Source organism: Pseudomonas sp. 10B238 (assembly GCF_000970615.1).
Taxonomy (GTDB): Bacteria; Pseudomonadota; Gammaproteobacteria; order Pseudomonadales; family Pseudomonadaceae; genus Stutzerimonas.
On the sequence record NZ_KQ033941.1, the window covers coordinates 1 to 25,153 of the forward strand.

Below are 25,153 nucleotides of genomic sequence, written 5' to 3' on the forward strand. Positions count from 1 at the left end.
CCGGCGACCGCGGTAGCTAGCACGCACCTGTAGGAGCCAGCTTGCTGGCGATCAGAGGTGGGCGCCGCAGAGGTGTTGCGTTTGACGCACGGATCGCCAGCAAGCTGGCTCCTACGAAAAGCGAGATCTTGCTCGCGCGATGATTTTAATCCTGCCGTGGGTGATCACTTGTGCATCGCCACGGCTCTCGGCGACCGCGGTAGCACGCACCTGTAGGAGCCAGCTTGCTGGCGATCAGAGGTGGGCGCTGCAGAGGTGTTGCGTTTGACGCACGGATCGCCAGCAAGCTGGCTCCTACGAAAAGCGAGATCGTGTTCGTGTGATGGATTTGCATCCTGCCGCAGGTGATTGCTTGTCCATCGCTACGGCTCCCAGCGACCGCGGTAGCACGCACCTGTAGGAGCCAGCTTGCTGGCGATCAGAGGTGGTCGCTGCAGAGGTGTTGCGTTTTACGCACCGATCGCCAGCGAGCAGATGCGCGTTTGGGCTAATGCACGGCTTGCGTCACCGCGTCGATCAGCGCATGCAGGTCGATCGGCTTTCGCAAGTGCAGGTTAAAGCCGGCGGCCTTGGCTGTTTGCACGTCGCGCAGCGTGCCGTAACCAGTCAGGGCGATGCTTGGCGTGTTGCTGTTAACGCCTTTGGCGCGAATCGAGGCCATCATCTTGTGGCCGTCGATCCCCGGCATACCAATATCGGAAACGATCACGTCGAAAGCCGACTGCTCAGCCAGCGCGATACCCTGCGCGCCGCCGTTAGCCGTGGTTACGATGGCGCCTTCGCTTTCCAGCAACTCGCACATGGTTTCGAGAATCTCGGGCGAGTCGTCCACCAGCAGGATCTTGATGCCGGATAGCCCACCCGCTTCCGCGTTGGCCAGGTCACCGAGTTCGATTTCGGTCTGCAGGTGAATCGGCAGCCAGATGCTGAAGCGCGCGCCCCGCCCGAGGCCTTCGGAGAAGGCTTCAATGCGGCCGTTATGGGCCTCGATCAGCTGCTTGACCAAGGCGAGCCCGATGCCCAATCCGTGTTTGGAGCGCTGTGCATGCTGCATCTCAGCTTGGCCGAACATGTCGAACACCTTGGGCAGGAAGTCGGCTGATATCCCTTGTCCCGTGTCGATGACATCCAGCCGGGCCTGGTCGCCTTCGCGCTCGAGTTGAAGGCAGATACGCTCGCCGCCCTTGGTGAATTTCCAGGCGTTGTTCAACAGATTCCAAATGACCTGCTCCAGTCGCGTCGGGTCGGCACGAATGTAAATCGGCTGGTCTGGCTTGAAGGCCTCAAACGTGACGTTCTCGGCCTGGGTCAGTGGGGCGAACACCGCCTCGATGCCGCGCAGTATTTCCTGGAACTGCAACGTCGAGAATTGCAGTTTCAACTTGCCGGTACGAATCCGCGAGACGTCCATCAGGTCGTCGATAATCCGCGACTGGCTGCGAACGGCGTTCTGGATCGACTGGGTGGCCTTGCGCAGGTTCGCGGAATTCTTGGCGGCCTGGGTTCGCGCAATCAGGTCGGTGTTGAGCTGGATCAGGTTCAGCGGATGCTTGAGCTCATGCGAGAGCACGGCGAAGAACTGATCCTTCTGCATGTTGGAGGCCTGGATGCTCGCCAGCTCACTCTGTTGCTCGGCATCGCGCTGTCGGTCCTCGGTCAGGTCGCGGGCGATCTTGGCAAAGCCCGTCACTTTTCTATTGCTACCGACCAGCGGATTGACCAGGCCGCTGAAGTAACACGCCGAACCATCCTTGCGTACATGCCACCGCTCATCGGTCGCCTGGCCATGCTCCAGAGCACGTTTGCGTTCGGCTTCCGGCACGCCGGCCTTGCGGTCGTCGTCGTTGTAGATCATTTCGACATTCTGGCCGATGGCTTCCTTCTCGGCATAGCCGAAAATGTGTTCGGCACCGCTGTTCCAGGTCGTGATGTAGCCATCGCAATCCAGCGTGATGATGGCGTAGCCCTTGGTGCTCTGTGCCAGGATCTTCAAATGGGCTTCACCGGCGCGTAGCTCTTCCTCGGCGTGGCGTCGGTCGGTGATGTCGATGAAGGTCAATACGGCGCCCTGAATGCGGTCGTCCAGGGTGCGGTAGGGTAGGAACCTCGCCAGATACCAGCGATTGTCGTCTCTGGACCCGATCTCTCGCTCGACCAGATGAAGCTCCTCGAATGCCTTGGCTGCATCGGCATGCAGCTGCGGATAGTCGAGGCGATGGGTAATGTCGAATAGCGATCGGCCCGCATCATTGCCGATGACGTTGAAGATGTCCCTGGCGCGAGGGGTGAACCACTTGATGCTCATCTTGCGGTCGACAAAGACCGTGGCGATGTCCGTTGAGGAGATCAGGTTCTGCAGGTCATCGTTGATCTTGCTGGTCTCGTCGACCTTGGTTTTGAGCTCGAAGTTGACCGTGGTCAGCTCCTCATTGATCGATTGCAGCTCCTCCTTGCTGGTCTCCAGCTCCTCGGTAGCCGAGCGCAACTCTTCGTTGATGGCCTGCAGCTCCTCGTTGGAGGCGCGCAGCTCCTCGGTGGACGTCTCCGAATGCTCCATGGTGACCTGTAGCTGCTCCTTGGTCTGTTGCAGCTCGGCCTCCAGCTGCAACAGCACGCTGTCCTTGGTGTCCGGGTCTTCCAGGGTGCTGTTGTCCATACAGGCTTCGACTTCATCGAAGAGCACCAGCATGTAGTCGCTACCCGCTTCGTTATCCCGAAACGGGCGAACCACCATGTTCACGTAGTAGCTCCGGTCATCGCGCTCCAGCCGCACCCGCCGCGCTTCGACGCTCTTGCCGGTGTGGGTTGCCTGGTACAGCGCGGTGCGTAGCTCGAGCCGCAATTGCGGGTGCACCAGCGTAGTCAGGTTCAGCGAGGGCTCGCCGCCGACATAGCGCAAGAACTTTCCGGCTCGGTCGGACATGTGCACGATTTCGGCGTCGTGGTTGACGATGACGCTGGGTGGCGCGTACTGCTCCAACGCGCGTTGGTGCACATCAGCAAATGAGAACTTCCGGTTGCGCCTGGACGGTTCGCTGAATGGAGGGCGGCTCGGGGCGCTCATGGCAAAGCCCTGGTAGGGCCCGGCAGGCGCGCGTCGCAGGGAGGATGCGACCTCCTTGGCACGGTAGATACGGTTCTTTTTGTCTACCGGTGTAAAAAACTGGCCGCAGGCATCGGCGGTTTCCGAGCTGCCGAGGAACAGGTAGCCGCCGGGATTGAGGGCGAAGTGAAACATGCGCAGCACTTCGATCTGGATGTCCCGATCCAGGTAGATCATCAAATTGCGACAGGAAATCAGGTCGAGCCTGGAAAACGGCGGATCGTGCAGAATGTTGTGACGGGCAAACAGGATTCGCTCCCGAAGCTCTTTCTGTGTGCGGTAGTGGTTCTGCTCTTTAACGAAGTACTGACGCAGCCGTGCCGGCGGCACGTCTGTCACGATGGCTTCCGGGTAGATGCCAGTGCGAGCGGTTTCCAGTGCCTGGTCATCGATATCGGTGGCAAACACCTGGGACAGGATTTCACCCTTGGCACCGCTGATTTCAGCCTGGTCGGCCAGCAGCATGGCCAGCGAATAGGCTTCCTCCCCGGTGGAGCACGCCGCTGCCCAGACGCGCAAGGATCGATCTTTCAGGTCCCGCTTCTGTTCGAACAGCGCCGGAATGACGTCGCGCTCCAGAGCCTCGAAGGCCTCGCGGTCACGGAAGAAGTTGGTCACGCCAATCAGCATGTCTGCCAACAAGGCGGGTGTTTCTTCAGGGTGGCTTTGCAGGTGCCTGGCGTAGCTGGGCATGTCGCGCAGGGCATTGACCTGCATCCTTCGCTCGATGCGACGCAGGACCGTGGCTTGCTTGTAGTGTCGAAAATCGTGGCCGGTGCGGGCGCGCAGCGCAGCGAGAATCTCGCGCAGAGCCAGCTCGTTGGGTTTGGATTGGGTGTGAGCGTCAGCGAACTCGACCTCGCCCTGTGCCTCTCCGGCTTGCTCGCTATCGCCTGCCGACACGATCGGGTCTTGCCGCTCCAGCAGCACTTCAAGGTTATGGCGCAGCTCTACGAGTTTTTGCGGCATATCCACCACCGGCAGAACGATATCGACCAAGCCGGTTTCGATGGCGCTGCGCGGCATCGAGTCGTATTCAGCGTCCTCCGGGGTCTGCGCCAGGGTGACGCCCCCCTGTTCCTTGATACGCGACAGCCCGACCGAGCCATCCGAGCCCGTGCCCGATAGCACGATGCCGACGGCGTGGTTGTGATGCACATCGGCGAGCGCCCGAAAGAACAGATCAATGGCGACCTGGGGGCCGCGTTCACGCTCGGGTTTCAGCAGGCGCAGATAACCGTCGTTCAACGACAGGTCCATTGCCGGCGGAATGACATACACACGGTTGCGCTCGATGGCGGTGGGTTCGGTTATCTGCAAAACGGGCATCTTGGTGACGTTCTGCAGAATCTTGTCGGCATTGCTCTCATGTTTGGGTGAGAGGTGCATGACAACCGCGAACGCCATGCCGCAATCGTTCGGCATGTTCTCGAAAAAAGTGAGCAATGCCTTCAGGCCGCCTGCCGACGCACCGATCCCGACCACAGGAAATCTCAGCGTGCTTCGGGCCAGGTTACTGTTCTTGGGCGTTGACGGCTCAGGGCTGTTGCTCATCGATTCCTCGGCGTTTGTGAATCCATATGCTTTTCACGATCGGTAGATAGAAGAAGACAGCGAGACAGCGGGTGGATTCCTTCAGCAGCCGGCTGTGCTGCCTGGCGAAGTTAGTGGGGCCGATTACCGTCTGAGAAAAACTTCAACACTCGATGATGTTCACCGCGAGGCCGCCACGGGCGGTTTCCTTGTACTTACTCTTCATATCGGCGCCGGTCTGGCGCATGGTGCGTATCACCTTGTCCAGCGAGATGAAGTGCTTGCCGTTACCGCGCAGCGCCATGCGTGCCGCGTTGATCGCTTTGACCGAGCCCATGGCGTTGCGCTCGATGCACGGCACTTGAACCAACCCGCCCACCGGGTCGCAGGTGAGCCCGAGGTTGTGCTCCATGCCGATTTCAGCGGCGTTTTCGACCTGTTGCGGTGTGCCGCCGAGCACTTCGCAGAGGGCGCCAGCCGCCATTGAACAGGCCACGCCCACTTCGCCCTGACAGCCGACCTCGGCACCGGAAATCGAGGCGTTTTCCTTATAGAGGAGGCCAATGGCGGCCGCTGTCAGGAGAAAACGCACTACGCCGTCTTCATTGGCGCCGCGGATGAAGCGCATGTAGTAGTGCAGCAGCGCCGGGACGATTCCAGCTGCGCCGTTGGTAGGGGCGGTCACCACCCGGCCGCCGGCCGCGTTTTCCTCGTTGACCGCCAGGGCATACAGGTCGACCCAGTCGAGTACCGTCAGCGCATCGCGCAGAGTGGCTTCGGGGTGTTCGTTGAGTTGCCGGTACAGCCCGGCAGCGCGGCGCTGGACCTTGAGGCCGCCGGGCATGACCCCTTCGGTGTTGCAGCCTGCCTTCACACAGGCCTGCATCACCCGCCAGATCTTCAGCAGGCCGGCGCGGGTTTCCGCTTCCGGTCGCCAGGCGGCTTCGTTCGCCAGCATCAGCTGGCTGATGGATAAGCCATGCTCGTCGCACAACGCGAGCAGTTCGTCGGCGCTGTGAAAGGGATAGGGCAGGACCGTCTGGTCCTCGACGATGCGGTCGTTGCCAGCGGCTTGCTCGTCGACCACGAAGCCGCCGCCGACCGAGTAGTACTCGCGACTGCGCAACTGCAGCCCGGCCGCATCGAAGGCGCGGAAGATCATGCCGTTGGGGTGGAATGCCAATGGCTTGCGGATGAATTGCAGGTCATTGCCGGTCTCGAAGCGAATGAGTTTTTCGCCCAGCAGGCGCAGCTCGTGGGATTCACGCATCGCCGCCATGCGCGAGGGGATGGCGTCGGTATCGACGTCCTCGGGTCGCTCGCCTTCGAGTCCGAGTAAAACGGCCTTGTCACTGCCATGGCCTTTGCCGGTGGCGCCGAGCGAACCGTACAACTCGACCCTCAGGTGTTCGGTGACAGCCAGCAGGTCGTCACGTCTGAGCTCCTCGGCAAAACGTAACGCGGCGCGCATCGGCCCCACCGTATGCGAGCTGGACGGGCCAATACCGATTTTGAACAGGTCGAATACGCTGAGTGACATGCAAGGCTCCGAAACGAACAGGCTTGTAAAGAGCCTAGACCTTCCGGCATTGGCGAATGCTGACAAAAACGGCAAAGCTGCGCACAGTCCGGCTCGCGTCGTCGCCAAGCAAAAGGTGTCACCCTTGCTTAGGGCAGCGCAGGCGCTCGTTGCGCTCGAGCAGGGCGCTAGCGCCCGAAACCGCTGGGCGCTTCGCTATCGCGCCGTGTCCAGGCCCGAGCCTCCCCAGGGGTTGGCTTCGAGGCTGTTATGCACGGCCGTCGCCGCCTGCGCCGCCTGGCCGATGGCAACACTCATCTGCTTCAGGCCCATGGTCACATCGCCGATGGCATAAAGGCCGCGCATGGTGGTTTGCTGGTGGTCGTCCACCCAGATGCCGCCGCACTCGTCACAGTCGACGCCTAGCTGCAGCGCAAGGTCGGAGCGAAAACGCGCACCGAGGCTGGGGTAGATAATGTCGAAGTGGTGCCTTTCGCCACGGCAGGTCAGCAGCTCGATGCCGGTGTCGCAAGGGTGCAGGGATTCCACTCGGTCGCTGATTACCCGGATGTCATAGTGCTCGGCCAACGCGATGGCCTGGTCGCAGACATTGGGCTCGCCGTGCACTACCACCGTCACGCGATCGGTGAAGGTGCGCAGGAATACCGCATGGCTGATGGCATTTTCTGCCTCGCCATACACCGCGACATTGTCACCATCGACCTCATAACCATCGCAGATCGCGCACAACCGCACCTGGCCATTGCCGATGGCCTGCTCGACATCGGGCATGTCCGGCAGGGTGTCTTCGATTCCGGTGGCAAGGATGATCCGTCGGGTCACGCAGGTGGCGTCGCCATAACGCACGCTGAATCCGTCGGCGTGGGGCTCGATGTGCTCGACCCGGCCATGCTCGAGCCGCGCGCCATACCCCTTGGCCTGCTCGCGCAGGCGCGCCAGCAGGTCGTTACCGTTGATGCCCGGCGGGAAACCCGGATAGTTGTGCGACCGCGGAATCCACGAGGCGCGACTGGAGCCGGCGTCCACGACCATGCATCTACGGCGGAAGCGTGCGAGATAGAGCGCTGCAGTCAGTCCGCCCGGTCCACCTCCGACAATCAGGCAGTCGATCACGGTGGGGGTCGGCGATGAGGGGGGCGAAAGCTGGTTCATGGCTGATCGGATCGGCTGAGGATGTTGCCTGTAGAAAAGGGCAGCGGATCGAAAGTTCGGTCGTTCCGATGAGCGAGATGTCCTGTTTTGAGAGCTGGTTGGACATTCTGGTGCTTGTGCCAGCACGAACGATGGCCAAGACTTTCCGCCTCGGTTGGCACGGACGTTCAGTGTCCGGTTCAACGCCAACCGTATTCCAATAAAGGCCAGGCGCCGACCGCCGCAGTCGTGATGATCTGGCCACTCAAACCGAAGAATGGACCGACCGCGCTGCTGCGTGAGTCAGGTCTCGTCGTTGTCGATAAACCACTCGAGCGGTGCTCACAAGGCGCTGATTCGGGCTATTCCCGTTGGGGGTCAGATGTTCAAGTCTTGTGTTGCTGCGTTGGTCGCGGTCCTGTGTGTGTTGAGTGCTTCGGTCATGGCGGCCGAAGGAGAGCCTTTCGTCATCAAATTCGCTCACGTCGTAGCCGACGACACGCCCAAGGGCAAGGGCGCGTTGCTGTTTCAGAAGCTGGTGCATGAGCGTCTGGCCGGCAAGGTGAAGGTCGAGGTCTACCCAAACTCGACATTGGTTGGCGATGCCGACGAGATGCAGGCCCTGCTGAACAACGAGGTGCAGATCCTTGCGCCGTCCCTGTCGAAGTTCGGCAAGTACACGAAGAAGCTGCAGGTGTTCGACCTGCCGTTTCTGTTCGACGACGAAGCTGCCGTCCAGCGCTTCCAGTCACGTGAGACGAGCCGTGATCTACTGCGCTCCATGGCTGACTCAGGCATCTATGGCCTGGCCTATTGGAACAACGGTCTGAAGCAGCTCTCGGCCACGCAGGCGCTGCGTCTGCCGGGGGATGCCGCTGGCCTGGCGTTTCGTATACAGCCCTCTGCGGTTCTGGAAGCACAGTTCAATGCGGTAGGCGCGAAGCCGGTAGTGCTGCCCTTCGCCGAGGTCTACAAGTCGCTGCAGGCGGGCGTGGTTCAGGGCGCGGAAAACCCCTGGTCAAACATCGCCAGCCAGAACATGCACAAGGTCCAGCCGTTCATCACCGAGAGCAATCACGGGGTGCTCAATTACATGCTGGTGACCAGCTCGGAGTTCTGGATGAGCATGCCCTTTGCGGTGCGCTCTGAACTCGAGGGCATCATTCTCGAGGTGACCCAGGCGGTTAATCGGGAAGCAGCTGCGCTGAACCAGCGCGACCGCGACCGCATCCTCGCCAGTGGCAGCAGCAAGCTGGTCGCCCTTACGCCCGAGCAGCGCCAGGCCTGGCGGGAAAAGATGATGCCGGTGTGGCAGTCCTACGAAAACGAGATCGGTGCTGACGTGATCCGCGCCGCATTGACGGTCAATCGCAAGCGCTGATCCCCAATCCCTCGGCTCGCCGCCATCCGGGGTCGGCGAGCGCGTTGTCGTTCCTTTCACCCGCCCTCGTTCGATCCCGCACTGTTATTACCGCTGGCGCTGCGGTCTCCCTGACGAAACGGTATTGCTTCCAGCCCTTTCTGCGCCGGGCCGCCTGTCACCCCGATGTGAGCCTGGGTCACGGCAGTTGCGAGTCGGCTGGACTTCGACCTGGCGTTACCTCAACCGCCAGGCAACGGCAAGGCTTGCCTCCGACGGATGACGGTTATGGAATCGTCAATGCCGGTCTTGGCCGCTTAACGCCACCCTTCGGCTGTTAGCATTCTTGCGAAGCGCGTACTCGAGCTGCTGTGCAGCAGAGGGCGTGCCGTCTTTGTGCTTGTTTCCGATGTGCCAACCCAGAATAAGGAGAACAGCAGGTGGCGACCAATCCTGGAAAGAACACGGCGTCGGCCGTGGAGAGTATCCCCGCCCCGACCGGGGCGGCCAACCTGATCGATACCGACTACGTGATCGGTCAGGACAATATCAAACGCAAGTTTTTCGATGTGCACGGCAAGGTGTTCACCATTTCGGCGCTGACCATCGTGCTCTTCGTGGTCGTCACGCTCGCCCTGCGCAGTGAGGTCGAGCCGTTGTTCACCGCGATTCGCGACTGGCTCACCGGCAACTTGGCCTGGTTTTTCATCGGATCGGCAAACATCTTCGTCCTGTTGTGCCTGGGGTTGATCCTTTCACCCTTGGGCAGGGTGCGTCTGGGTGGTCGCGAAGCAACGCCGGATTATTCCTACACGGGCTGGTTTTCCATGCTGTTCGCCGCCGGCATGGGCATCGGTCTGATGTTCTACGGCGTGGCTGAACCTATGTCGCATTTCTCTACGGCTATGGGCGGCACCACCGTCGAAAACGGCGTGCGGACCGACTGGGCGCCGCTGGGCGCCGCAGCAGGCGATGCCCAGGCAGCCGCCAGCCTGAGCATGGCTGCCACCATCTTCCACTGGGGTCTGCACCCCTGGGCGATCTATGCCATCGTGGCGCTGGCCCTGGCGCTGTTCTCCTTCAACAAGGGATTGCCGCTGAGCATCCGCTCGATCTTCTACCCGCTGCTCGGCGAGCGGGTATGGGGTTGGCCAGGCCATGTGATCGATATCCTGGCGGTCTTCGCGACTCTCTTCGGTTTGGCTACCTCGCTGGGCCTGGGTGCGCAACAGGCGGCGGGGGGGCTGGAGTTTCTGTTCGGTATGCCTAATACCGATACCAGCAAGGCGCTTCTGGTAGCCGGCATCACGGTTATCGCGCTGATGTCGGTACTTGCCGGCCTGGACAAGGGGGTCAAGCGCCTGTCGGAATTCAACATGGCGCTGGCGCTGCTATTGCTGTTGTTCATCATCATCGTCGGGCCGACCTTGGCGATCATCACCGGCTTCTTCAGCAACCTGGGCAGCTATCTGGTTAACCTGCCGGCGCTGTCCAATCCGGTCGGTCGTGCCGATGCCAACTTCAGTCAGGGCTGGACCGCGTTCTACTGGGCGTGGTGGATCAGCTGGTCGCCGTTCGTTGGCATGTTCATCGCGCGGGTCAGCCGCGGCCGCAGCGTACGTGAGTTCCTGATTGCCGTGCTGCTGGTGCCGTCGTTGGTCTCGGTGCTGTGGATGACCGCGTTCGGTGGTACTGCGCTGGGCCAGTTCGTCACCGACGGGTTCACCGGGGTGCAGGATGCGGCGCTGGAGCTGAAGCTGTTCGCCATGCTCGGTGAGCTACCGCTGGCCCAGATCAGCTCCTTTATCGGTATCGTTCTGGTGGTGGTGTTCTTCGTCACCTCCTCGGACTCCGGCTCGCTGGTGATCGACACCATTACCGCCGGTGGCAAAGTCAACGCACCAGTGCCGCAGCGGGCCTTCTGGGCGGTGCTGCAGGGCGTGGTGGCCATTTCTCTGTTGCTGGGCGGCGGCCTGGTTGCGCTGCAGGCCATGGCGGTGTCCACCGGCCTGCCATTTACCGTGGTCTTGCTGGTCGGCTGCGTGTCCATCGTCAAGGGGCTGATGAGCGAGCCTCGGTAGTGGCTTAGGCCTATGTTCAGGCGGCCCGGCCGCCTGGCAGGTGACCCGAAAAGGCGCGACCGTTAGCGGTCGCGCCTTTTCAGTTCCAAAGATCGCCCACGGCGGTTGTCGACGGGTAGTGGCGGGCCGATTGCGCCTGCAACAGCTCTGCGGTTGCCAGGGCATCGGTCAGGGCATGGTGGGCCTGGTATAGCGGCAAACCATAGCGCAGGCGGCTGTCGGCCAGGCGGATCGATACGGGCCGCTGCGTGCTGAGCACTCGGCGCAGCCAGCCACGTCGGCGCGGATGCAGCCGTGCTTCCAGCTGCATGGTATCGATTACCGGAAATTGCAGACCTTCGCCCAGCAGGTGTTGCACGGCCTGGTCGAGAAAGCGCCGCTCGATGCTGCGGTAATGCACCACCATGATCCTGCCAGCCATTTTCTCCAGCAGCTCGTCGAGCACGTGGGCCAGCCTCGGCGCGTTGCTGACATCCGAGTGCGTGATGTGATGAAAGGTGATCGACTGACTGCTCAGATCGCACACCGGCTTGACGACCCAGTAGCTGGCCTCGCGGCAGCGGATCCGCTGCAGATCGAAGGGCATCAGGCCAAGGCTGACGATCGAGTCGCGTTGGCTGTCCAGGCCGGTGGTCTCGACGTCCAGGGCGAGCAAGGGCACCTGCTCCAGTGGCGTGTCGGCACTGACCGTACCGGCCTCGTAGAAACGGACGAGGCGCGGGTCGCGGGCCGTGCGCGCGAGCTGGGCAAACACGGCTGGCCAGTCGGGGGCCGTACGAGATCCGCTACGCTTCATAGCGGCCGGCTTGGAAGTTGGCCCGGATAGCGGAAGCGCAAGAACTGCTGCGCATTGCTGAGCACCTGAAAGGCCGACTTGAGGTTGTGTCGTTCGTTGGCGTCAATCTGTTCCGGCTCGATGTAGTTATCCGGCTCGCGTCCCTCCAGCAAGTCCATGGCCTGATGACGGATGCGCACGATGGAGAGGAATTCCAGGGCATTGCGCAGCTGGGTGATGGCGTCTTCGGTCAACAGCTTGGTGGCCGCAATGGCCTCCAGACGGTCCTGGGAATTCTGCGCTTTGGAGCCGACCGCCAGAGCATGCACCCGGATCAGGTCGGTCAGCGGCGCGGTGCCGCGCCCCTTGAGGTTGATGATGTTGTTCTGCTGGCCGTCTTTTTCCATCACGAAGGTGCGGAAGAACCCCAGCGGTGGAGTGCGGTTGAGCGCGTTGCGTGCAAGGGCGGCGAGAAACAGCGGGTTGCTACTGGCCTTTTGCGCGATCAGATCCTTGAGGCTTTCCACGAGTCCGGCCTCTCCGTAGGCGCTGCTGAGGTCGAAGAAGATCGAGCTGTTGAGCAGCGTTTCGGGGTTGGGCTGCTCGATCCACTGGGTGAAGTAGCTCCTCCAGACCCGCAGCGGTTGCCGCCACTTGGCGTTGCTCCCCATGATGCCGCCCTTGCAGTAGCTGTAGCCGCAGGCAGCCAGGCCGTCACTGACGAAGCTCGCCAGCTGCAGGAAATACTCGTCATGAATGCGCGGATCGAAACGGTTGTCGAGGACCAGGGCGTTGTCCTGGTCGGTGACGATCAATTGCTCGTCGCGCGCCATCGACCCCAACACCATGTAGCAGTAGGGCACTGGTGGCGGTCCCAGCCGCTGTTCAGCCAGCTCCAGCAGGCGATGGGTAAGGCTGCGGCCGATGCCCGACATGGCGCTGCCGATCATGTGTGCCGTGGCTTCTTCGTTGACCATGCGCAGGAAGGTCGCGCGCAGGTCTGGCACCAAACCCTGCAGCTCGGCGACCGACTGCTTGTTGAAGATGCTGTTGACCAGATACAGGCTGCTCTGCGATTCGTATTTGATGATGTCCGACAGGTTGATCACGCCGACCGGGCGCTGGCGATACATCACCGGCAGGTGATGGATGTTGTTGCGCAGCATGCTGAGCATGGCCTCGAACACCGAGTCGTCGGCCTGGATGGTGATCGGGTTGGGTGACATCACCTGATCGACCGGTGTGTCCAGCGGCAGCCCTTCGGCCAGCACCCGCGTGCGCAGGTCGCGGTCGGTGGTAATGCCGGTCATGACCTGGAGACTGGATGCCTCGGCTGCGTTCGGCGACGGGCCGAGAATCACCAGCGAGGACACGCCATGCTCGGTCATTACCTGTGCGGCCTCTTGCACGCTGGTGCCAAGCGGCACGCTGACGGTGCGCCGGGTGACCAGCTTGCGGACCTTGATCTTCATCAGCTCGCTGGCCTTGCCCTGCGGCTCTTCCACCTTCAGGCGCGACTGGCCTTCGGCTTCGACAAAGTCGGCGAAGGCGTCATTGGCCTCGCACAGCTGCTCGAACAACAGGCCGGGAATGAAGTAGATCAGGCTGTCTTCGATCGCCCGTGCCGGCAGACGCACCTTGTGGCCGCGCAACAGGCCGAACTGACCGAACACTTCGCCTTCGGAAAGGCGGTTGTACAGTTCGCCGTTGCGCCGGTAGATCTCCACGGCACCACTGCGGATGTAATGCAACTCCGAGATCGTCTCGCCGTAGTGAAGAATGTCGCTGCCGGCCTTGAAATAGCCGACCTCGACCTGTCGTGCGATTTCGTCGAGCGTGTCGTCCGGCAGACCGTCGAAGGGGGCGAAGCGACTCAGATGGTCGCGTATTTCGAGCAGCTCGACCTGCATGCGGGGGCTCCTGGCGGCACGCTATTGATGCATTGAACCACATAGCCGTAGCGTCCAGCGTCAGCGTGCACGGACAGGCGTCGTAGGCAGGCAGCCGCGTGTCGTTCGTTGCGTGTATCCCCGCGCTGGCGAGGCCTCGTGGGGGCGCCACGATGACGGCGGGACCGACTCCCCAGCGATCAGGCCATCGGCTCGCCGGCATAACAGGTGGGCGATGTGGGCGCGCGGCGCCGCTCCAACTCATCTTCCAGCCATTCGGCTAGCACCCGCGCATTGTTCTGCTGCTCGTCGCGCGCCGCGTAGACGAGGGTCAACGGGCCTCTGGCCGCAATATCCAGCAGCGGCCACCAATGCTCCGGGTGGCCCGCCAGTTCCCGCCGATAATCGTCTCGAAAAACTTCGAACGTCAGCTTGCCGGCTTTGAAGGCGCGCCGCAGTTCGCTCGACGGCGCCAGCGCCTTGCACCAGTCATGCAGCGCTAGCGATTCCCTGGTCCGGTTGCGCGGCCATAGGCGATCGACCAGCACCCTGTGGCCGTCATCGCGTGCCGGCGGCTCATAGGCGCGTTTGCAGCGGATCATCAGTCGGCCTCCATTGGAAGAACGGCGTTCCTTTCAGGGTATAAATTATTCTTATGCAGGTAAAAAGAACCTATATACATGGGGTATAAAAGACAACAACCTTAGCAAGGCATTGAATTTAAAGGGATATCAAAGCGGCACGCTTCATGACTGTGTACAGGGGAACGACACAGCACACAACGGAGCATCGTATGAAGAATTTAGTCGCTTTGGTTACCTGCGCAACCCTGCTGACAAGCTCGCTGGCTGGCGCCGACGAGGTGGTATCGGCGCGTGAGGATCGCGTCGTCGGAGGCGGTTTCGGTGGGCTCAGCGGGTTCATGCTGGGCGCAGCAGCCGGCGGACCCATCGGTGCGCTGATCGGCGGTGGCCTGGGCTACCTGGCCGGGCAGGGTGTGCAGGAGGCGGCCGGGCTGGAGCAAACCCTGTATGTGATAGAGAAGGACGATGGCAGTCGGACGCGGCTGCGGACGTCGAACAACGACCTGGTCGCCGGACAACAGGTGCAGCGCGAGGGTGGCGAGCTGACAGCGCTGAATCGCTAGGGCCTGTTCTGCCGATGCCGGTGGCTTTGCTAGGCTGGCCGGCATCACAACCGAAGGAGCCGTGATGAGCTATTCCCTGTTGCATGTCACCCATCTGCTGGCGGCAATCTTCTTCATTGGCACCTTGTTTGTTGAGGTCGCGGTGCTCAGCCGCGTGCGCCAGCAAATCGAGCCGGAGCTGATGCAGCGAGTCGACAAGGCCGTCGGTGCGCGGCTGCGGGTGGTGCTGCACTGGGTCGTGCTGTTTGTCTATGGGGCCGGTATCGGTCTGGCCTGGTTTCACCGCCAGGCATTGGCAGATCCATTCGCCAGCAGCTTCGCGACCTTGCTGTCGCTGAAGATCCTGCTGGCGGTCGGTGTGTTCTTCACCTTCGGCATGGTCGCCATGCTGCTGCGTAGCGGGCGGATGACGCCGGCTCGCTATCGGCGCATCCACTGGGCGATCTTTGCGCAGATGGTGGGGATCGTGCTGCTCGCCAAGGGGATGTTCTACCTGCACTGGTGAGGGAGGCTCTAGTGCATTGGCGCCCCGCGAACGATGACCTCGGTCAATCCTGCCGCGCTATCAGTCACCGTGATTGGCGGCCGATTCAGCGGCTTTAGGCTCGTTCTTTTTCTGCCGCACCAGGCCTATGGTGAACGCATCCAGACCCGTCAGATCGCCGAGGTATCCGATGCATTTCGCCTATAGCCCACGTGTCGACGCGCTGCGTCAGCAGCTACTCGCGTTCATGGACCAGTACATCGTGCCGCGTATTGGCGCCTGGCATGAGGAGGTCTCCGCAGGCGCCTACCCGGTTTCGTTCATGGAAGACCTGAAAGCCTTGGCGCGTTCCGAAGGCTTATGGAATCTGTTCCTGCCGTCACTAGGCGAAGATGAGCCGGGCATGGGCCTGAGCAACCTCGAGTACGCGCCGTTAGCCGAGATCATGGGCCGCGTGCATTGGGCGTCGGAGGTGTTCAACTGCAATGCGCCGGATACCGGGAATATGGAGCTGCTGCACATGTTCGCCACGCCGGAGCAGCGCGAGCGTTGGCTGAACCCCTTGCTTGAAGGCGAGATCCGCTCGGCCTTCGCCATGACCGAACCGGACGTGCCGTCCTCCGATGCCACCAATATCCAGACGCTGATCCGCCGTGATGGCGATGATTACGTGATCAACGGCCGCAAGTGGTTCATCACCAACGCCTCGCACCCCAACTGCAAACTGTTGATCGTTATGGGCAAGACCGACCCGGACGCGGAGACCCATCAGCAGCAGAGCATGATTCTGGTGCCGTTCGACACGCCCGGCGTCGAGCTGGTACGTAACATCCCAGTGATGAATCATCTCGCGCCGGAAGGCCACAGTGAACTGGTGCTGCGTAACGTGCGGGTGCCGGTAGCCAATCTGCTGGGCAAGGAGGGCGACGGGTTCATGATGGCCCAGGCGCGCCTCGGGCCGGGTCGTATTCATCACTGCATGCGCTCGATAGGCATGGCCGAGCTGGCGCTGGAACTGATGGTCGAGCGCTGCCAGGAGCGCAAGGCGTTCGGCAAGTATCTGCAGCAATACTCCAACGTCGGCGACTGGATTGCCGAGTCGCGCATCGAGATCGAACAGGCGCGTCTGCTGGTGCTGAAAACCGCCTGGATGATCGACGAGGTCGGCGCCAAGGCGGCGCGCAAGGAAATCTCGATGATCAAGGCATTGGTGCCCAGAATGCTCACCAACGTTGCGGATCGAGCCATGCAGGTCTACGGCGCGATGGGCCTGACGCCGGACACGCCGCTGGCGGATATGTGGACCGGCGGCCGTGCCTTGCGCTTCGCCGACGGCCCCGATCAGGTGCATCTGCGCAGCATTGCGCGGATGGAAATCAAGGCCAGCGAAGCCAATCGTGGCGCGACGGCGGCTTACCTGACGCCGCCCGGACGCAATGCGTAGGGTGGATGTTGCTTTTTACATCCACCGTGTGGCCCGGATTGGTGGATCGATGAAGCGTGATCCACCCTACGAGCCGTCACCCAGTATGGCGGCGGCCTGACCAGCGCAATGGGTGGGTGACGCGACGTTCGCCTTTTGCGCTGGTCGTTAGGGCGGCGCGTCGCGCCGCTCACCCTGCCTTGCAAATGATGCACTTAAAACAGCCTGCGGTTTCAGCCGGGTAGGGTGGGCTGGGCGGGCGGCGTTCCGCTTCAGCCCACCGCGGTAAGACGTGCACTGTCGGCCTCCGGCAGGTGCCCGACGCTTTGATGCATGCGGCATGCGGCATGCGCACGGGCGCTGGTGGGCTGAAGCCCACCCTACGGGCCCACATTCCTGATGTTATGAGCTGCAGCAACTGGGCGGAGCGCCGAGCTTCGCTCCGCCCAGTAGGAGCGAGCCTGCTCGCGAATCCCCAGGACAACTCTCACTGCGCATTGACATGGCTCAATGCAATCACCGCTACCGGTCAATCTTGATAGCCGTCAAGGAGAGCACGGGGAGTGCTGCCTACCATCGGCTCACATTCGCAGCATCAAGCAGGTAGCTCATGAAGTCCCTTCTCTCTTTCGCAGCTGGCACCAGAGGCGCATGGGGGCTCGGCTTTGTCCTGCTGCTGGCGCTGATGCTCAGTGTCTCCACCGTGCAGGGCAAGGACTACGAGGTCGAGCAGCAGCGCATCGAGCAATTCTTCCCAGGCGCCAGCGTTTCGGCCGCCGAAGGCGACTATCAGGTCCGCACCCTCTCGAAGGATGACGAGGTGCTGGGTTATGCCTTCCAGACCATCAACGTAGTCGATATTCCGGCCTACTCAGGCAAACCGATCAATATGCAGGTGCTGCTCGATCCGCAGGGTGTGATCGTCGATGCCTATGTGCTCGAGCATCATGAGCCGATCCTGCTGGTCGGCATTCCGATTGAAAAACTCCATGCATTCACGGCCAAGTACGAGGGTATCAAGGTCGACCAGCGGGTCGTGGTCGGCCACTCCAGTGACGAGAAGGCGGTCACCATCGATGCGGTCACTGGCGCCACTGTCACTGTCATGGTGGTCAATGAAACCGTCATGCGCGCCGCTCGCGATGTTGCCGTGTCGCTTGGGCTGGTGGAGGACAAAGTCGGCGCAGCGCAAAAGCCGGCTACCGTCCGCGAGGATTATTACGAGCCCGCCAACTGGAGCGAGCTGACGGGTAATGGCGCGATTCGCCGCCTGCATCTGACCAAGGGCGACATCGATCAGGCGTTCAAAGGCACCGAAGCCGAGGGCATCGACGAGGCGTCACCGGAAGAGGTCGACGAGACTTTCATCGACCTCTACGCCACCCACCTGAACCCGCCCACCATCGGCCGGGCCCTGCTTGGCGACGCTCACTACGCCGACCTGATGGAGGAGCTCAAGCCAGGCGAGCACGCGGTCGCGGTCATGGCCAGCGGCGAATACTCCTTCAAGGGTTCGGGCTATGTGCGCGGCGGCATCTTCGATCGAGTGCAGCTGCGCCAGTTCGGCAACGTCATCAGCTTCCGCGACATGGACTTCCAGCGCCTCGACGACGTGTATGCCGAAGGCATGCCGGATTTCAGCGAAATGGCGGTGTTCATCGTCCGTGAGCATTCTGCGTTTGATCCCGGTTCGCCGTGGACACTGGAGTTGCTGGTGCGCCGCCAGACCGGCCCGATCAGTGGCATGTTCACCAGCTTCGAACTGCCGTACGAGATGCCCGAGCAGTACATCGAGCGCCCGCAACCAACCGCCGAGGAACTGGCTGCGGCCGAGGAGGCCAACCGGCCGATGTGGGTCACCATCTGGTACCAGCAGAGCTTCCAGATTGGCGTGATCCTGGCCGCGCTGCTTCTGCTGACCGTCATCCTCTTCATGCAGGACAAACTCACCCAGCACCCCAACTTCCTGAAGAAGCTGCGCCACGGCTACCTGATCTTCACCGTTGTGTTCATCGGCTGGTATGCCCTGGGGCAGCTGTCGGTGGTCAACGTGCTGACCTTCGTGCACGCCCTGGTGCAGGACTTCCGCTGGGAGCTGTTCCTTACCGATCCGGTGATCTTCATCCTCTGGGTCTTCACCGCCGCCAGCATTTTGCTCTGGGGCCGTGGGGTCTTCTGCGGCTGGTTGTGCCCCTTCGGTGCGTTGCAGGAGCTGATCAACGAGGCTGCTCGCAAACTCAAGATCCGCCAGTACGAGGTGCCCTTCGCGGTGCATGAGCGGCTCTGGGCGATCAAGTACATCGTGCTGCTGGTGCTGTTCGGCATCTCGCTGGAGTCGATGACGATGGCCGAGAAGGCGGCCGAGATAGAGCCGTTCAAGACCGCCATCACCCTCAAGTTCGACCGCCAATGGTGGTTCGTCGCCTACGCCGTGGCCCTGCTGGCGATCAACATTTTCACCCGCAAGGTGTACTGCCGCTACGTCTGCCCGCTGGGCGCGGGGCTGGCGATCACTGGCCGCTTCCGCCTGTTCGACTGGCTCAAGCGGCGCAAGGAGTGCGGCAATCCCTGTCAGGTCTGTGCCAACGAATGTGAAGTCCAGGCGATTCATCCGGACGGGCACATCAATCACAACGAGTGCCACTACTGCCTCGATTGCCAGATGACCTATCACAACGAAAACAAGTGCCCGCCGCTGATCGTGAAGAACAAGCGCGCCAAGCGCGGCAAGAAAGCCCCGGCCGGCCCAACGCTGATTCCCGTAGTGCAAGTGGTAGACCCGCAGAGCGGCACGCCTGATCGCGAACGCTCGCAACCGATCGTTTGACCTGTCCGTACACGATAAGGAGCAACACCCCATGAGCGACAAGAGCAAGAACACCCCCGAAACGCTGGAAAAGAGTGGCTTTAGCCGCCGTGGTTTCCTGGGCGCCAGTGCCCTGACCGGCGCCGCCGTGGCAGCGACCGCATTCGGCGGCGCAGTCATGAGCCGTGAGACCTGGGCCGCAGCGGTCAAGGACGCGCAACAGAAGATCCACGTCGCACCGGGCGAACTGGACGACTATTACGGTTTCTGGAGCGGCGGTCACCAGGGCGAAGTGCGCGTGGTGGGCGTACCCTCGATGCGCGAGCTGATGCGCATCCCGGTATTCAACGTCGATTCCGCCACCGGTTGGGGCCTGACCAACGAAAGCCGCCACATCATGGGCGAGAGCGCCAAGTTCCTGAACGGCGACTGCCACCATCCGCATATCTCGATGACCGACGGCAAGTACGACGGCAAGTACCTGTTCATCAATGACAAGGCCAACAGCCGCGTCGCGCGTATTCGCCTCGACATCATGAAGTGCGACAAGATGCTCACCGTGCCGAACGTACAGGCCATTCACGGCCTGCGTCTGCAGAAGGTGCCGCACACCAAGTACGTGTTCGCCAACGCCGAATTCGTCATTCCGCACCCCAATGACGGCAGCAACTTCGACCTGCAGGCCGAAAGCGCTTACACCATGTTCAACGTCATCGATGCCGAGAAGATGGAAATGGCCTTTCAGGTCATCGTCGACGGCAACCTGGACAACACCGACGCCGACTACACCGGCAAGTACGCCGCCTCCACCTGCTATAACTCGGAGAAAGCCACCGACCTGGGCGGCATGATGCGCAACGAGCGCGACTGGGTGGTGGTGTACAACATTCCGCGCATCGAGGCGGCGATCAAAGCCGGCAAGTTCAGCACCGTCGGCGACTCGAAAGTGCCGGTGGTCGATGGCCGCGCCGGTTCGGAATTCACCCGCTACATCCCGGTGCCGAAGAACCCGCACGGCTGCAACACCTCGTCCGACGGCAAGTACTTCATCGCCGCCGGCAAGCTGTCGCCAACGGTCACCATGATCGAAATCGCCAAGCTCGATGATCTGTTCGACGACAAGTTGAAGGACCCGCGCGACGTGGTCGCCGCCGAGCCGGAACTGGGTCTCGGCCCGCTGCATACCACCTTTGACGGTCGCGGTAACGCCTACACTACGCTGTTCATCGACAGCCAGGTGGTGAAGTGGAACATGGCCGACGCGGTACGCGCCTACAACGGCGAGAAGGTCAACTACATCAAGCAAAAACTCGACGTGCAATATCAGCCGGGCCACCTGCATGCTTCGCTGACCGAAACCAGTGAGGCCGATGGCAAGTGGCTGGTGGCACTGTGCAAGTTCTCCAAGGACCGCTTCCTGCCGACCGGCCCGCTGCACCCGGAAAACGACCAGTTGATCGACATCTCCGGTGACGAAATGAAGCTGGTGCACGACGGCCCGACCTACGCCGAGCCGCACGATTGCATCCTCGCGCGTCGTGACCAGATCAAGCCGCAGAAGATCTGGAAGCGTGACGACCCATTCTTCGCACCGACGGTCGAGCGGGCGAAGAAGGACGGCATCAACCTGGAAACCGACAACAAGGTAATCCGCGACGGCAACAAGGTGCGGGTGTACATGACCTCGATGGCACCGACCTATGGCATGACCGAGTTCACGGTCAAGCAGGGCGACGAAGTCACCGTAACCATCACCAACATCGACCAGATTGAAGACGTGTCCCACGGGTTCGTCATGACCAACCACGGCGCGAGCATGGAGATCAGCCCGCAGCAGACCGCGTCCATCACCTTTACGGCCGACAAGCCCGGCCTGCATTGGTACTACTGCAGCTGGTTCTGCCACGCGCTGCACATGGAAATGGTCGGCCGCATGTTGGTCGAGCCGGCGTAACACGACCGGGCGGGGGCAATCGCTCCCGCCTTTCAACTGCCTGGAAGCTGAAGAGGAACAACGCAGTGCTCAGATCTCAGGCGATATCAAGGTTTCAACCGCTGGCAGCGCTGCTGCTGGCGCTGTTCTGCGGGGTGGCCGTGGCGGCCCCGCAACCTATTTCAGCCCTGCCGCTCCAGGCGGAAGGGGGCAACCGCTGGCGCTTACCGGCCGGCGAATACACCGGTCAGTTCAGCATCGACCAGCCCATGCAGCTGCGCTGCGAGCCTGGCGCCGTGCTGCAGGCGCAGGGCGAGGGCAATGGCCTGTTGATCGAGGCGTCCGATGTCACCGTCGAAGGCTGCACATTGCTTGATTGGGGCCGCGATCTCACCGCGATGAACGCCGCCATCTTCATCCAGCCAAAGGCGCAGCGCGTGGTGATCCGCGACAACCAGCTGCGTGGCCCCGGCTTCGGCATCTGGGTCGACGGCTCGAAAGACGTGAGCCTGATCGGCAACCAGATCGAAGGTGACACGAGCATTCGTTCCCAGGACCGCGGCAACGGCATTCACCTCTACGCCGTGAGTGGCGCGCGCATCATCGACAACCAGGTGCGTAACACCCGCGATGGCATCTACATCGACACTTCCAACGGCAATCACATCGAAGGCAACGTGCTGGAAGATCTGCGCTACGGCGTGCACTACATGTTCGCCAATGACAACAGCGTGATCGGCAACGTCACCCGTCGCACCCGTACCGGCTATGCGCTGATGCAGAGCCGCAAGCTGGAGGTCATCGGCAATCGCTCCGAGGGTGACGAGAACTACGGCATCCTGATGAACTACATCACCTATTCGACCATCCGTGACAACGTCGTCAGCGACGTGCGCAGCGGCTCGACCGGCGACAGCATGATCTCGGGCGCCGAGGGCAAGGCGCTGTTCATCTATAACTCCTTGTTCAACACCATTGCGGGCAACCGTTTCGAGAAAAGCGCGCTGGGCATCCACCTGACTGCGGGCTCGGAAGACAACCGCATCTCTGGCAACGCCTTCATCGACAACCAGCAGCAGGTCAAGTACGTGGCCACCCGCACCCAGGAATGGTCCATCGATGGCCGTGGCAACTACTGGAGCGACTACCTGGGCTGGGACCGCAACGATGATGGGCTGGGCGACGTCGCCTACGAACCCAACGACAACGTCGATCGTCTGTTGTGGCTTTACCCGCAGGTGCGGCTGTTGATGAACAGCCCGAGCATCGAGGTGCTGCGCTGGGTTCAGCGGGCCTTCCCGGTCATCAAGTCGCCCGGCGTGCAGGACAGCCATCCGTTGATGAAGCCGCCAACCGATCCATTGATGAGCAAAACGCAGGAGCCAACGCCATGAGCGCTGTAGAGATCCAGGGCGTGAACCAGCGTTACGGCAGCATGACCGTGCTGCATGATCTGAACCTGACCCTCGGCGAGGGCGAGGTGCTGGGCCTGTTCGGCCACAACGGTGCCGGCAAGACCACCAGCATGAAACTGATTCTCGGCCTGCTCACGCCCAGCGAAGGGCAGGTGCGTGTGCTCGGTCGGGCGCCGCATGATCCCGAAGTCCGCCGCCAGCTGGGTTACCTGCCCGAGAACGTGACCTTCTATCCGCAGCTCAGTGGCCGCGAGACGCTGCGGCACTTCGCTCGGCTAAAAGGCGCAGCAGTGAAGCAGGTGGACGAACTGCTGGAACAGGTCGGGCTGTCCCACGCTGCCGAGCGCCGGGTGAAGACCTATTCCAAGGGCATGCGCCAGCGCCTCGGCCTGGCTCAGGCGCTGCTTGGTGAGCCGCGTCTGCTATTGCTCGACGAACCCACGGTGGGGCTCGATCCCATCGCAACCGGCGATCTTTATGAGCTGATCGACCGGATGCGCCAACGCGGCACCAGCGTCATTCTCTGCTCGCACGTCTTGCCCGGCGTCGAAGCGCATATCAATCGGGCGGCGATTCTGGCCAAAGGTCAGCTACAGGCGGTCGGCAGCCTGGCGCAGCTGCGCGTCGAGGCGGGGCTGCCGGTGCGCATTCGCGCCAGTGGCATCGGCGACAGCGCCGGCTGGTTGCAGCGTTGGGGTGACGCGGGCCATAGCGCACGTTCGCTGGGTGAACACAGCGTCGAGGTGTCGGCCATCAATGGCCACAAACTGCCGCTGCTGCGCGAATTGCTGGGCGAGGGCGAGCCGGACGACATCGAAATCCATCAGCCATCGCTCGAAGACCTGTATCGCTACTACATGCAGCGCGCCGGCGACGTCCGCGCGGCGGAGGGCACGTTATGAACCAGATCTGGAACATCGCCCGCAAGGAATTCAGCGACGGTTTGCGTAACCGCTGGTTGCTTGCCATCAGCCTGCTATTCGCGGTGCTGGCGGTGGGCATCGCCTGGCTCGGCGCAGCGGCATCCGGACAACTGGGCTTTACCTCGATTCCGGCGACCATCGCCAGCCTGGCGAGTCTGGCGACCTTCCTGATGCCGCTGATCGCACTGCTGCTGGCCTACGACGCCATTGTCGGCGAGGACGAGGGCGGCACCCTGATGCTGCTGCTGACTTACCCGCTGGGACGCGGGCAGATCCTGCTGGGCAAGTTCGTCGGCCACGGATTGATCCTGGCGCTGGCGGTGTTGATCGGTTTCGGCTGCGCGATGCTGGCCATCGCCGTGCTGGTCGAAGACATCGAAATTGGTCTGCTGCTCTGGGCCTTTGGCCGCTTCATGATCTCTTCGACGTTGCTCGGTTGGGTGTTCCTCGCCCTGGCCTATGTGCTGAGCAGCAAGGTCAGCGAGAAATCCAGTGCGGCCGGCCTGGCGCTTGGCGTGTGGTTTCTCTTCGTACTGGTGTTCGACCTCGTCTTGCTGGCGCTGCTGGTGCTCAGTGAGGGCAGCTTCAGCCCCGAAGCGCTGCCGTGGCTGCTGCTGCTGAACCCGGCCGACATCTACCGTTTGATCAATCTGTCCGGCTTCGAGGGCGGCAATGCCATGGGCGTGCTGTCGCTGGGTAGCGAGCTGCCGATGCCAACCGCCGCGCTCTGGCTGTGCCTGTTGCTGTGGGTGGGTGTTTCACTGCTGCTGGCCTATGGCGTGTTCCGCCGTCGTCCCGCATGACCATGAGAAGGAAACTGTAACGATGAATGCGCTATACAGAGCGTCACGCGTCCTGATCACCGCTGCGATGGTGCTAGGCCTGGCCGGTTGTAACGAGGCCGAGCAGAGCGAGCAGCTGCTCGAGCCGGTGGCCTTTCACAGCAGCGATGAATGCCATGTCTGCGGCATGGTGATCAGCGATTTCCCAGGGCCCAAGGGGCAGGCGGTGGAAAAGGGCGGGGTACGTAAATTCTGTTCCACCGCGGAGATGCTCGGCTGGTGGCTGCAACCGGAAAACCGCATGCTCAACGCCAAGCTCTACGTGCACGACATGGGCCGCTCCACCTGGGAGCACCCAGATGACAAATTCCTGATCGATGCCACCAGCGCCTACTATGTCGCGGGTACGTCGCTCAAGGGTGCCATGGGCGTGGTGTTGGCAACCTTCGCCGACGAGTCTGCGGCCAAGGGACTGGCGGCCATGCATGGCGGCCGCGTGCTGCGATTCGAGGACATCGACCAGTCGGTGCTTCAGCAAACGTCCGGCATGTCACACGACATGCCCGGTCATCAACAAGCTCACGCCGGTCACTAGACCGCAACCTACCACTCGATGAGGTAACTGAAATGATGGGTATCAGCATCTGGCAACTTCTGATCGTTCTGCTGATCGTGGTCATGCTCTTCGGCACCAAGCGCCTACGCGGTCTGGGCACGGATCTCGGTGGCGCGATCAGCGGCTTTCGCAAATCCATGAGCGACGGCGAAAGCGCAGCTTCTACCGAAACGGTCAAGCACGAGCCGAAATAGCGAACCGCTTCCCTCGCG

At 61.9% G+C, this 25,153-nt stretch carries 18 protein-coding genes; 12 read left to right on the forward strand and 6 right to left on the reverse strand.

What is annotated here, in order from left to right; genetic code table 11:
• Window positions 1-487: 487 nt before the first annotated feature.
• From RT21_RS19535 to RT21_RS19545, 3 genes are all read right to left on the reverse strand, one after another.
• Window positions 488-4,657, reverse strand: coding sequence for a CheR family methyltransferase (locus RT21_RS19535; protein ID WP_046164044.1), 4,170 nt, complete (start codon window positions 4,655-4,657; stop codon window positions 488-490).
• 142 nt (window positions 4,658-4,799) lie between these two features.
• Window positions 4,800-6,176: an L-serine ammonia-lyase gene (locus tag RT21_RS19540; protein ID WP_045430156.1), complete on the reverse strand. Its 1,377-nt coding sequence runs from the start codon at window positions 6,174-6,176 to the stop codon at window positions 4,800-4,802.
• 195 nt (window positions 6,177-6,371) lie between these two features.
• On the reverse strand, window positions 6,372-7,328 hold the full coding sequence (locus RT21_RS19545) for an NAD(P)/FAD-dependent oxidoreductase (protein ID WP_177327109.1): 957 nt from the start codon (window positions 7,326-7,328) through the stop codon (window positions 6,372-6,374).
• Window positions 7,329-7,689: 361 nt separating this feature from the next.
• Between RT21_RS19545 and RT21_RS19550 the strand changes: the two genes are divergently transcribed.
• Together RT21_RS19550 and RT21_RS19555 are read left to right on the forward strand one after the other, a co-directional pair.
• Window positions 7,690-8,688: a TRAP transporter substrate-binding protein gene (locus RT21_RS19550; RefSeq protein WP_045432168.1), complete on the forward strand. Its 999-nt coding sequence runs from the start codon at window positions 7,690-7,692 to the stop codon at window positions 8,686-8,688.
• A gap of 419 nt (window positions 8,689-9,107) precedes the next feature.
• The gene (locus tag RT21_RS19555; RefSeq protein ID WP_046164045.1) at window positions 9,108-10,748 is read left to right on the forward strand and encodes a BCCT family transporter; all 1,641 of its coding nucleotides are present in this window, start codon (window positions 9,108-9,110) and stop codon (window positions 10,746-10,748) included.
• A gap of 79 nt (window positions 10,749-10,827) precedes the next feature.
• On the opposite strand, the gene RT21_RS19560 is transcribed toward RT21_RS19555, so the two are convergent.
• From RT21_RS19560 to RT21_RS19570, 3 genes are all read right to left on the reverse strand, one after another.
• On the reverse strand, window positions 10,828-11,544 hold the full coding sequence (locus RT21_RS19560; protein ID WP_046164046.1) for a 3'-5' exonuclease: 717 nt from the start codon (window positions 11,542-11,544) through the stop codon (window positions 10,828-10,830).
• Window positions 11,541-13,433 (reverse strand): DUF294 nucleotidyltransferase-like domain-containing protein, encoded by a 1,893-nt coding sequence (locus tag RT21_RS19565; protein WP_046164047.1) that lies wholly within the window; start codon window positions 13,431-13,433, stop codon window positions 11,541-11,543. The genes RT21_RS19560 and RT21_RS19565 overlap by 4 nt, the downstream gene beginning before the upstream one ends.
• A gap of 179 nt (window positions 13,434-13,612) precedes the next feature.
• The gene (locus RT21_RS19570) at window positions 13,613-14,014 is read right to left on the reverse strand and encodes a DUF488 domain-containing protein (RefSeq protein ID WP_046164048.1); all 402 of its coding nucleotides are present in this window, start codon (window positions 14,012-14,014) and stop codon (window positions 13,613-13,615) included.
• Window positions 14,015-14,205: 191 nt separating this feature from the next.
• On the opposite strand from RT21_RS19570, the gene RT21_RS19575 reads away from it, so the two are divergent.
• The 10 genes from RT21_RS19575 (at window position 14,206) to tatA (ending at window position 25,135) form a co-directional block, all read left to right on the forward strand.
• Window positions 14,206-14,559 carry a hypothetical protein gene (locus RT21_RS19575; RefSeq protein ID WP_046164049.1) on the forward strand — a complete coding sequence of 118 codons (354 nt, stop codon included), beginning with the start codon at window positions 14,206-14,208 and terminating at the stop codon, window positions 14,557-14,559.
• Between the two features lie 64 nt (window positions 14,560-14,623).
• Window positions 14,624-15,064, forward strand: coding sequence for a CopD family copper resistance protein (locus RT21_RS19580; protein WP_046164050.1), 441 nt, complete (start codon window positions 14,624-14,626; stop codon window positions 15,062-15,064).
• A gap of 169 nt (window positions 15,065-15,233) precedes the next feature.
• Window positions 15,234-16,487: an acyl-CoA dehydrogenase family protein gene (locus RT21_RS19585; protein ID WP_046164051.1), complete on the forward strand. Its 1,254-nt coding sequence runs from the start codon at window positions 15,234-15,236 to the stop codon at window positions 16,485-16,487.
• Window positions 16,488-17,076: 589 nt separating this feature from the next.
• Complete coding sequence (gene nosR, locus RT21_RS19590; RefSeq protein WP_046164052.1) at window positions 17,077-19,293, forward strand: transcriptional regulator NosR; 2,217 nt, start codon at window positions 17,077-17,079, stop codon at window positions 19,291-19,293.
• 31 nt (window positions 19,294-19,324) lie between these two features.
• Complete coding sequence (nosZ, locus tag RT21_RS19595; RefSeq protein WP_045430129.1) at window positions 19,325-21,226, forward strand: TAT-dependent nitrous-oxide reductase; 1,902 nt, start codon at window positions 19,325-19,327, stop codon at window positions 21,224-21,226.
• Window positions 21,227-21,291: 65 nt separating this feature from the next.
• Complete coding sequence (locus RT21_RS19600; RefSeq protein ID WP_045430124.1) at window positions 21,292-22,599, forward strand: nitrous oxide reductase family maturation protein NosD; 1,308 nt, start codon at window positions 21,292-21,294, stop codon at window positions 22,597-22,599.
• Window positions 22,596-23,522 (forward strand): ABC transporter ATP-binding protein, encoded by a 927-nt coding sequence (locus tag RT21_RS19605; protein ID WP_046164053.1) that lies wholly within the window; start codon window positions 22,596-22,598, stop codon window positions 23,520-23,522. Before RT21_RS19600 ends, RT21_RS19605 begins: the two co-directional genes overlap by 4 nt.
• Window positions 23,519-24,346, forward strand: a complete 828-nt coding sequence (locus RT21_RS19610; RefSeq protein WP_046164054.1) for an ABC transporter permease — start codon at window positions 23,519-23,521, stop codon at window positions 24,344-24,346. Before RT21_RS19605 ends, RT21_RS19610 begins: the two co-directional genes overlap by 4 nt.
• Before the next feature lie 22 nt (window positions 24,347-24,368).
• Entirely contained in the window at window positions 24,369-24,920 is a 552-nt protein-coding gene (locus RT21_RS19615; protein WP_046164055.1) for a nitrous oxide reductase accessory protein NosL, read from the forward strand.
• A 32-nt stretch (window positions 24,921-24,952) separates the two neighbouring features.
• A complete protein-coding gene (gene tatA / locus RT21_RS19620; protein WP_177327110.1) occupies window positions 24,953-25,135 on the forward strand; it encodes a twin-arginine translocase TatA/TatE family subunit in 183 nt (60 codons plus the stop codon).
• Window positions 25,136-25,153: the final 18 nt, after the last annotated feature.

What these genes read in the sequence shown, in the direction of transcription:
- RT21_RS19535 (WP_046164044.1), bottom strand. Translation starts at nt 4,657, where the DNA reads ATGAGCAACAGCCCTGAGCCGTCAACGCCCAAGAACAGTAACCTGGCC.
- RT21_RS19540 (WP_045430156.1), bottom strand. Translation starts at nt 6,176, where the DNA reads ATGTCACTCAGCGTATTCGACCTGTTCAAAATCGGTATTGGCCCGTCC.
- RT21_RS19545 (WP_177327109.1), bottom strand. Translation starts at nt 7,328, where the DNA reads ATGAACCAGCTTTCGCCCCCCTCATCGCCGACCCCCACCGTGATCGAC.
- RT21_RS19550 (WP_045432168.1), top strand. Translation starts at nt 7,690, where the DNA reads ATGTTCAAGTCTTGTGTTGCTGCGTTGGTCGCGGTCCTGTGTGTGTTG.
- RT21_RS19560 (WP_046164046.1), bottom strand. Translation starts at nt 11,544, where the DNA reads ATGAAGCGTAGCGGATCTCGTACGGCCCCCGACTGGCCAGCCGTGTTT.
- RT21_RS19565 (WP_046164047.1), bottom strand. Translation starts at nt 13,433, where the DNA reads ATGCAGGTCGAGCTGCTCGAAATACGCGACCATCTGAGTCGCTTCGCC.
- RT21_RS19570 (WP_046164048.1), bottom strand. Translation starts at nt 14,014, where the DNA reads ATGATCCGCTGCAAACGCGCCTATGAGCCGCCGGCACGCGATGACGGC.
- RT21_RS19575 (WP_046164049.1), top strand. Translation starts at nt 14,206, where the DNA reads ATGAAGAATTTAGTCGCTTTGGTTACCTGCGCAACCCTGCTGACAAGC.
- RT21_RS19580 (WP_046164050.1), top strand. Translation starts at nt 14,624, where the DNA reads ATGAGCTATTCCCTGTTGCATGTCACCCATCTGCTGGCGGCAATCTTC.
- RT21_RS19585 (WP_046164051.1), top strand. Translation starts at nt 15,234, where the DNA reads ATGCATTTCGCCTATAGCCCACGTGTCGACGCGCTGCGTCAGCAGCTA.
- nosR (WP_046164052.1), top strand. Translation starts at nt 17,077, where the DNA reads ATGAAGTCCCTTCTCTCTTTCGCAGCTGGCACCAGAGGCGCATGGGGG.
- nosZ (WP_045430129.1), top strand. Translation starts at nt 19,325, where the DNA reads ATGAGCGACAAGAGCAAGAACACCCCCGAAACGCTGGAAAAGAGTGGC.
- RT21_RS19605 (WP_046164053.1), top strand. Translation starts at nt 22,596, where the DNA reads ATGAGCGCTGTAGAGATCCAGGGCGTGAACCAGCGTTACGGCAGCATG.
- RT21_RS19610 (WP_046164054.1), top strand. Translation starts at nt 23,519, where the DNA reads ATGAACCAGATCTGGAACATCGCCCGCAAGGAATTCAGCGACGGTTTG.
- RT21_RS19615 (WP_046164055.1), top strand. Translation starts at nt 24,369, where the DNA reads ATGAATGCGCTATACAGAGCGTCACGCGTCCTGATCACCGCTGCGATG.
- tatA (WP_177327110.1), top strand. Translation starts at nt 24,953, where the DNA reads ATGATGGGTATCAGCATCTGGCAACTTCTGATCGTTCTGCTGATCGTG.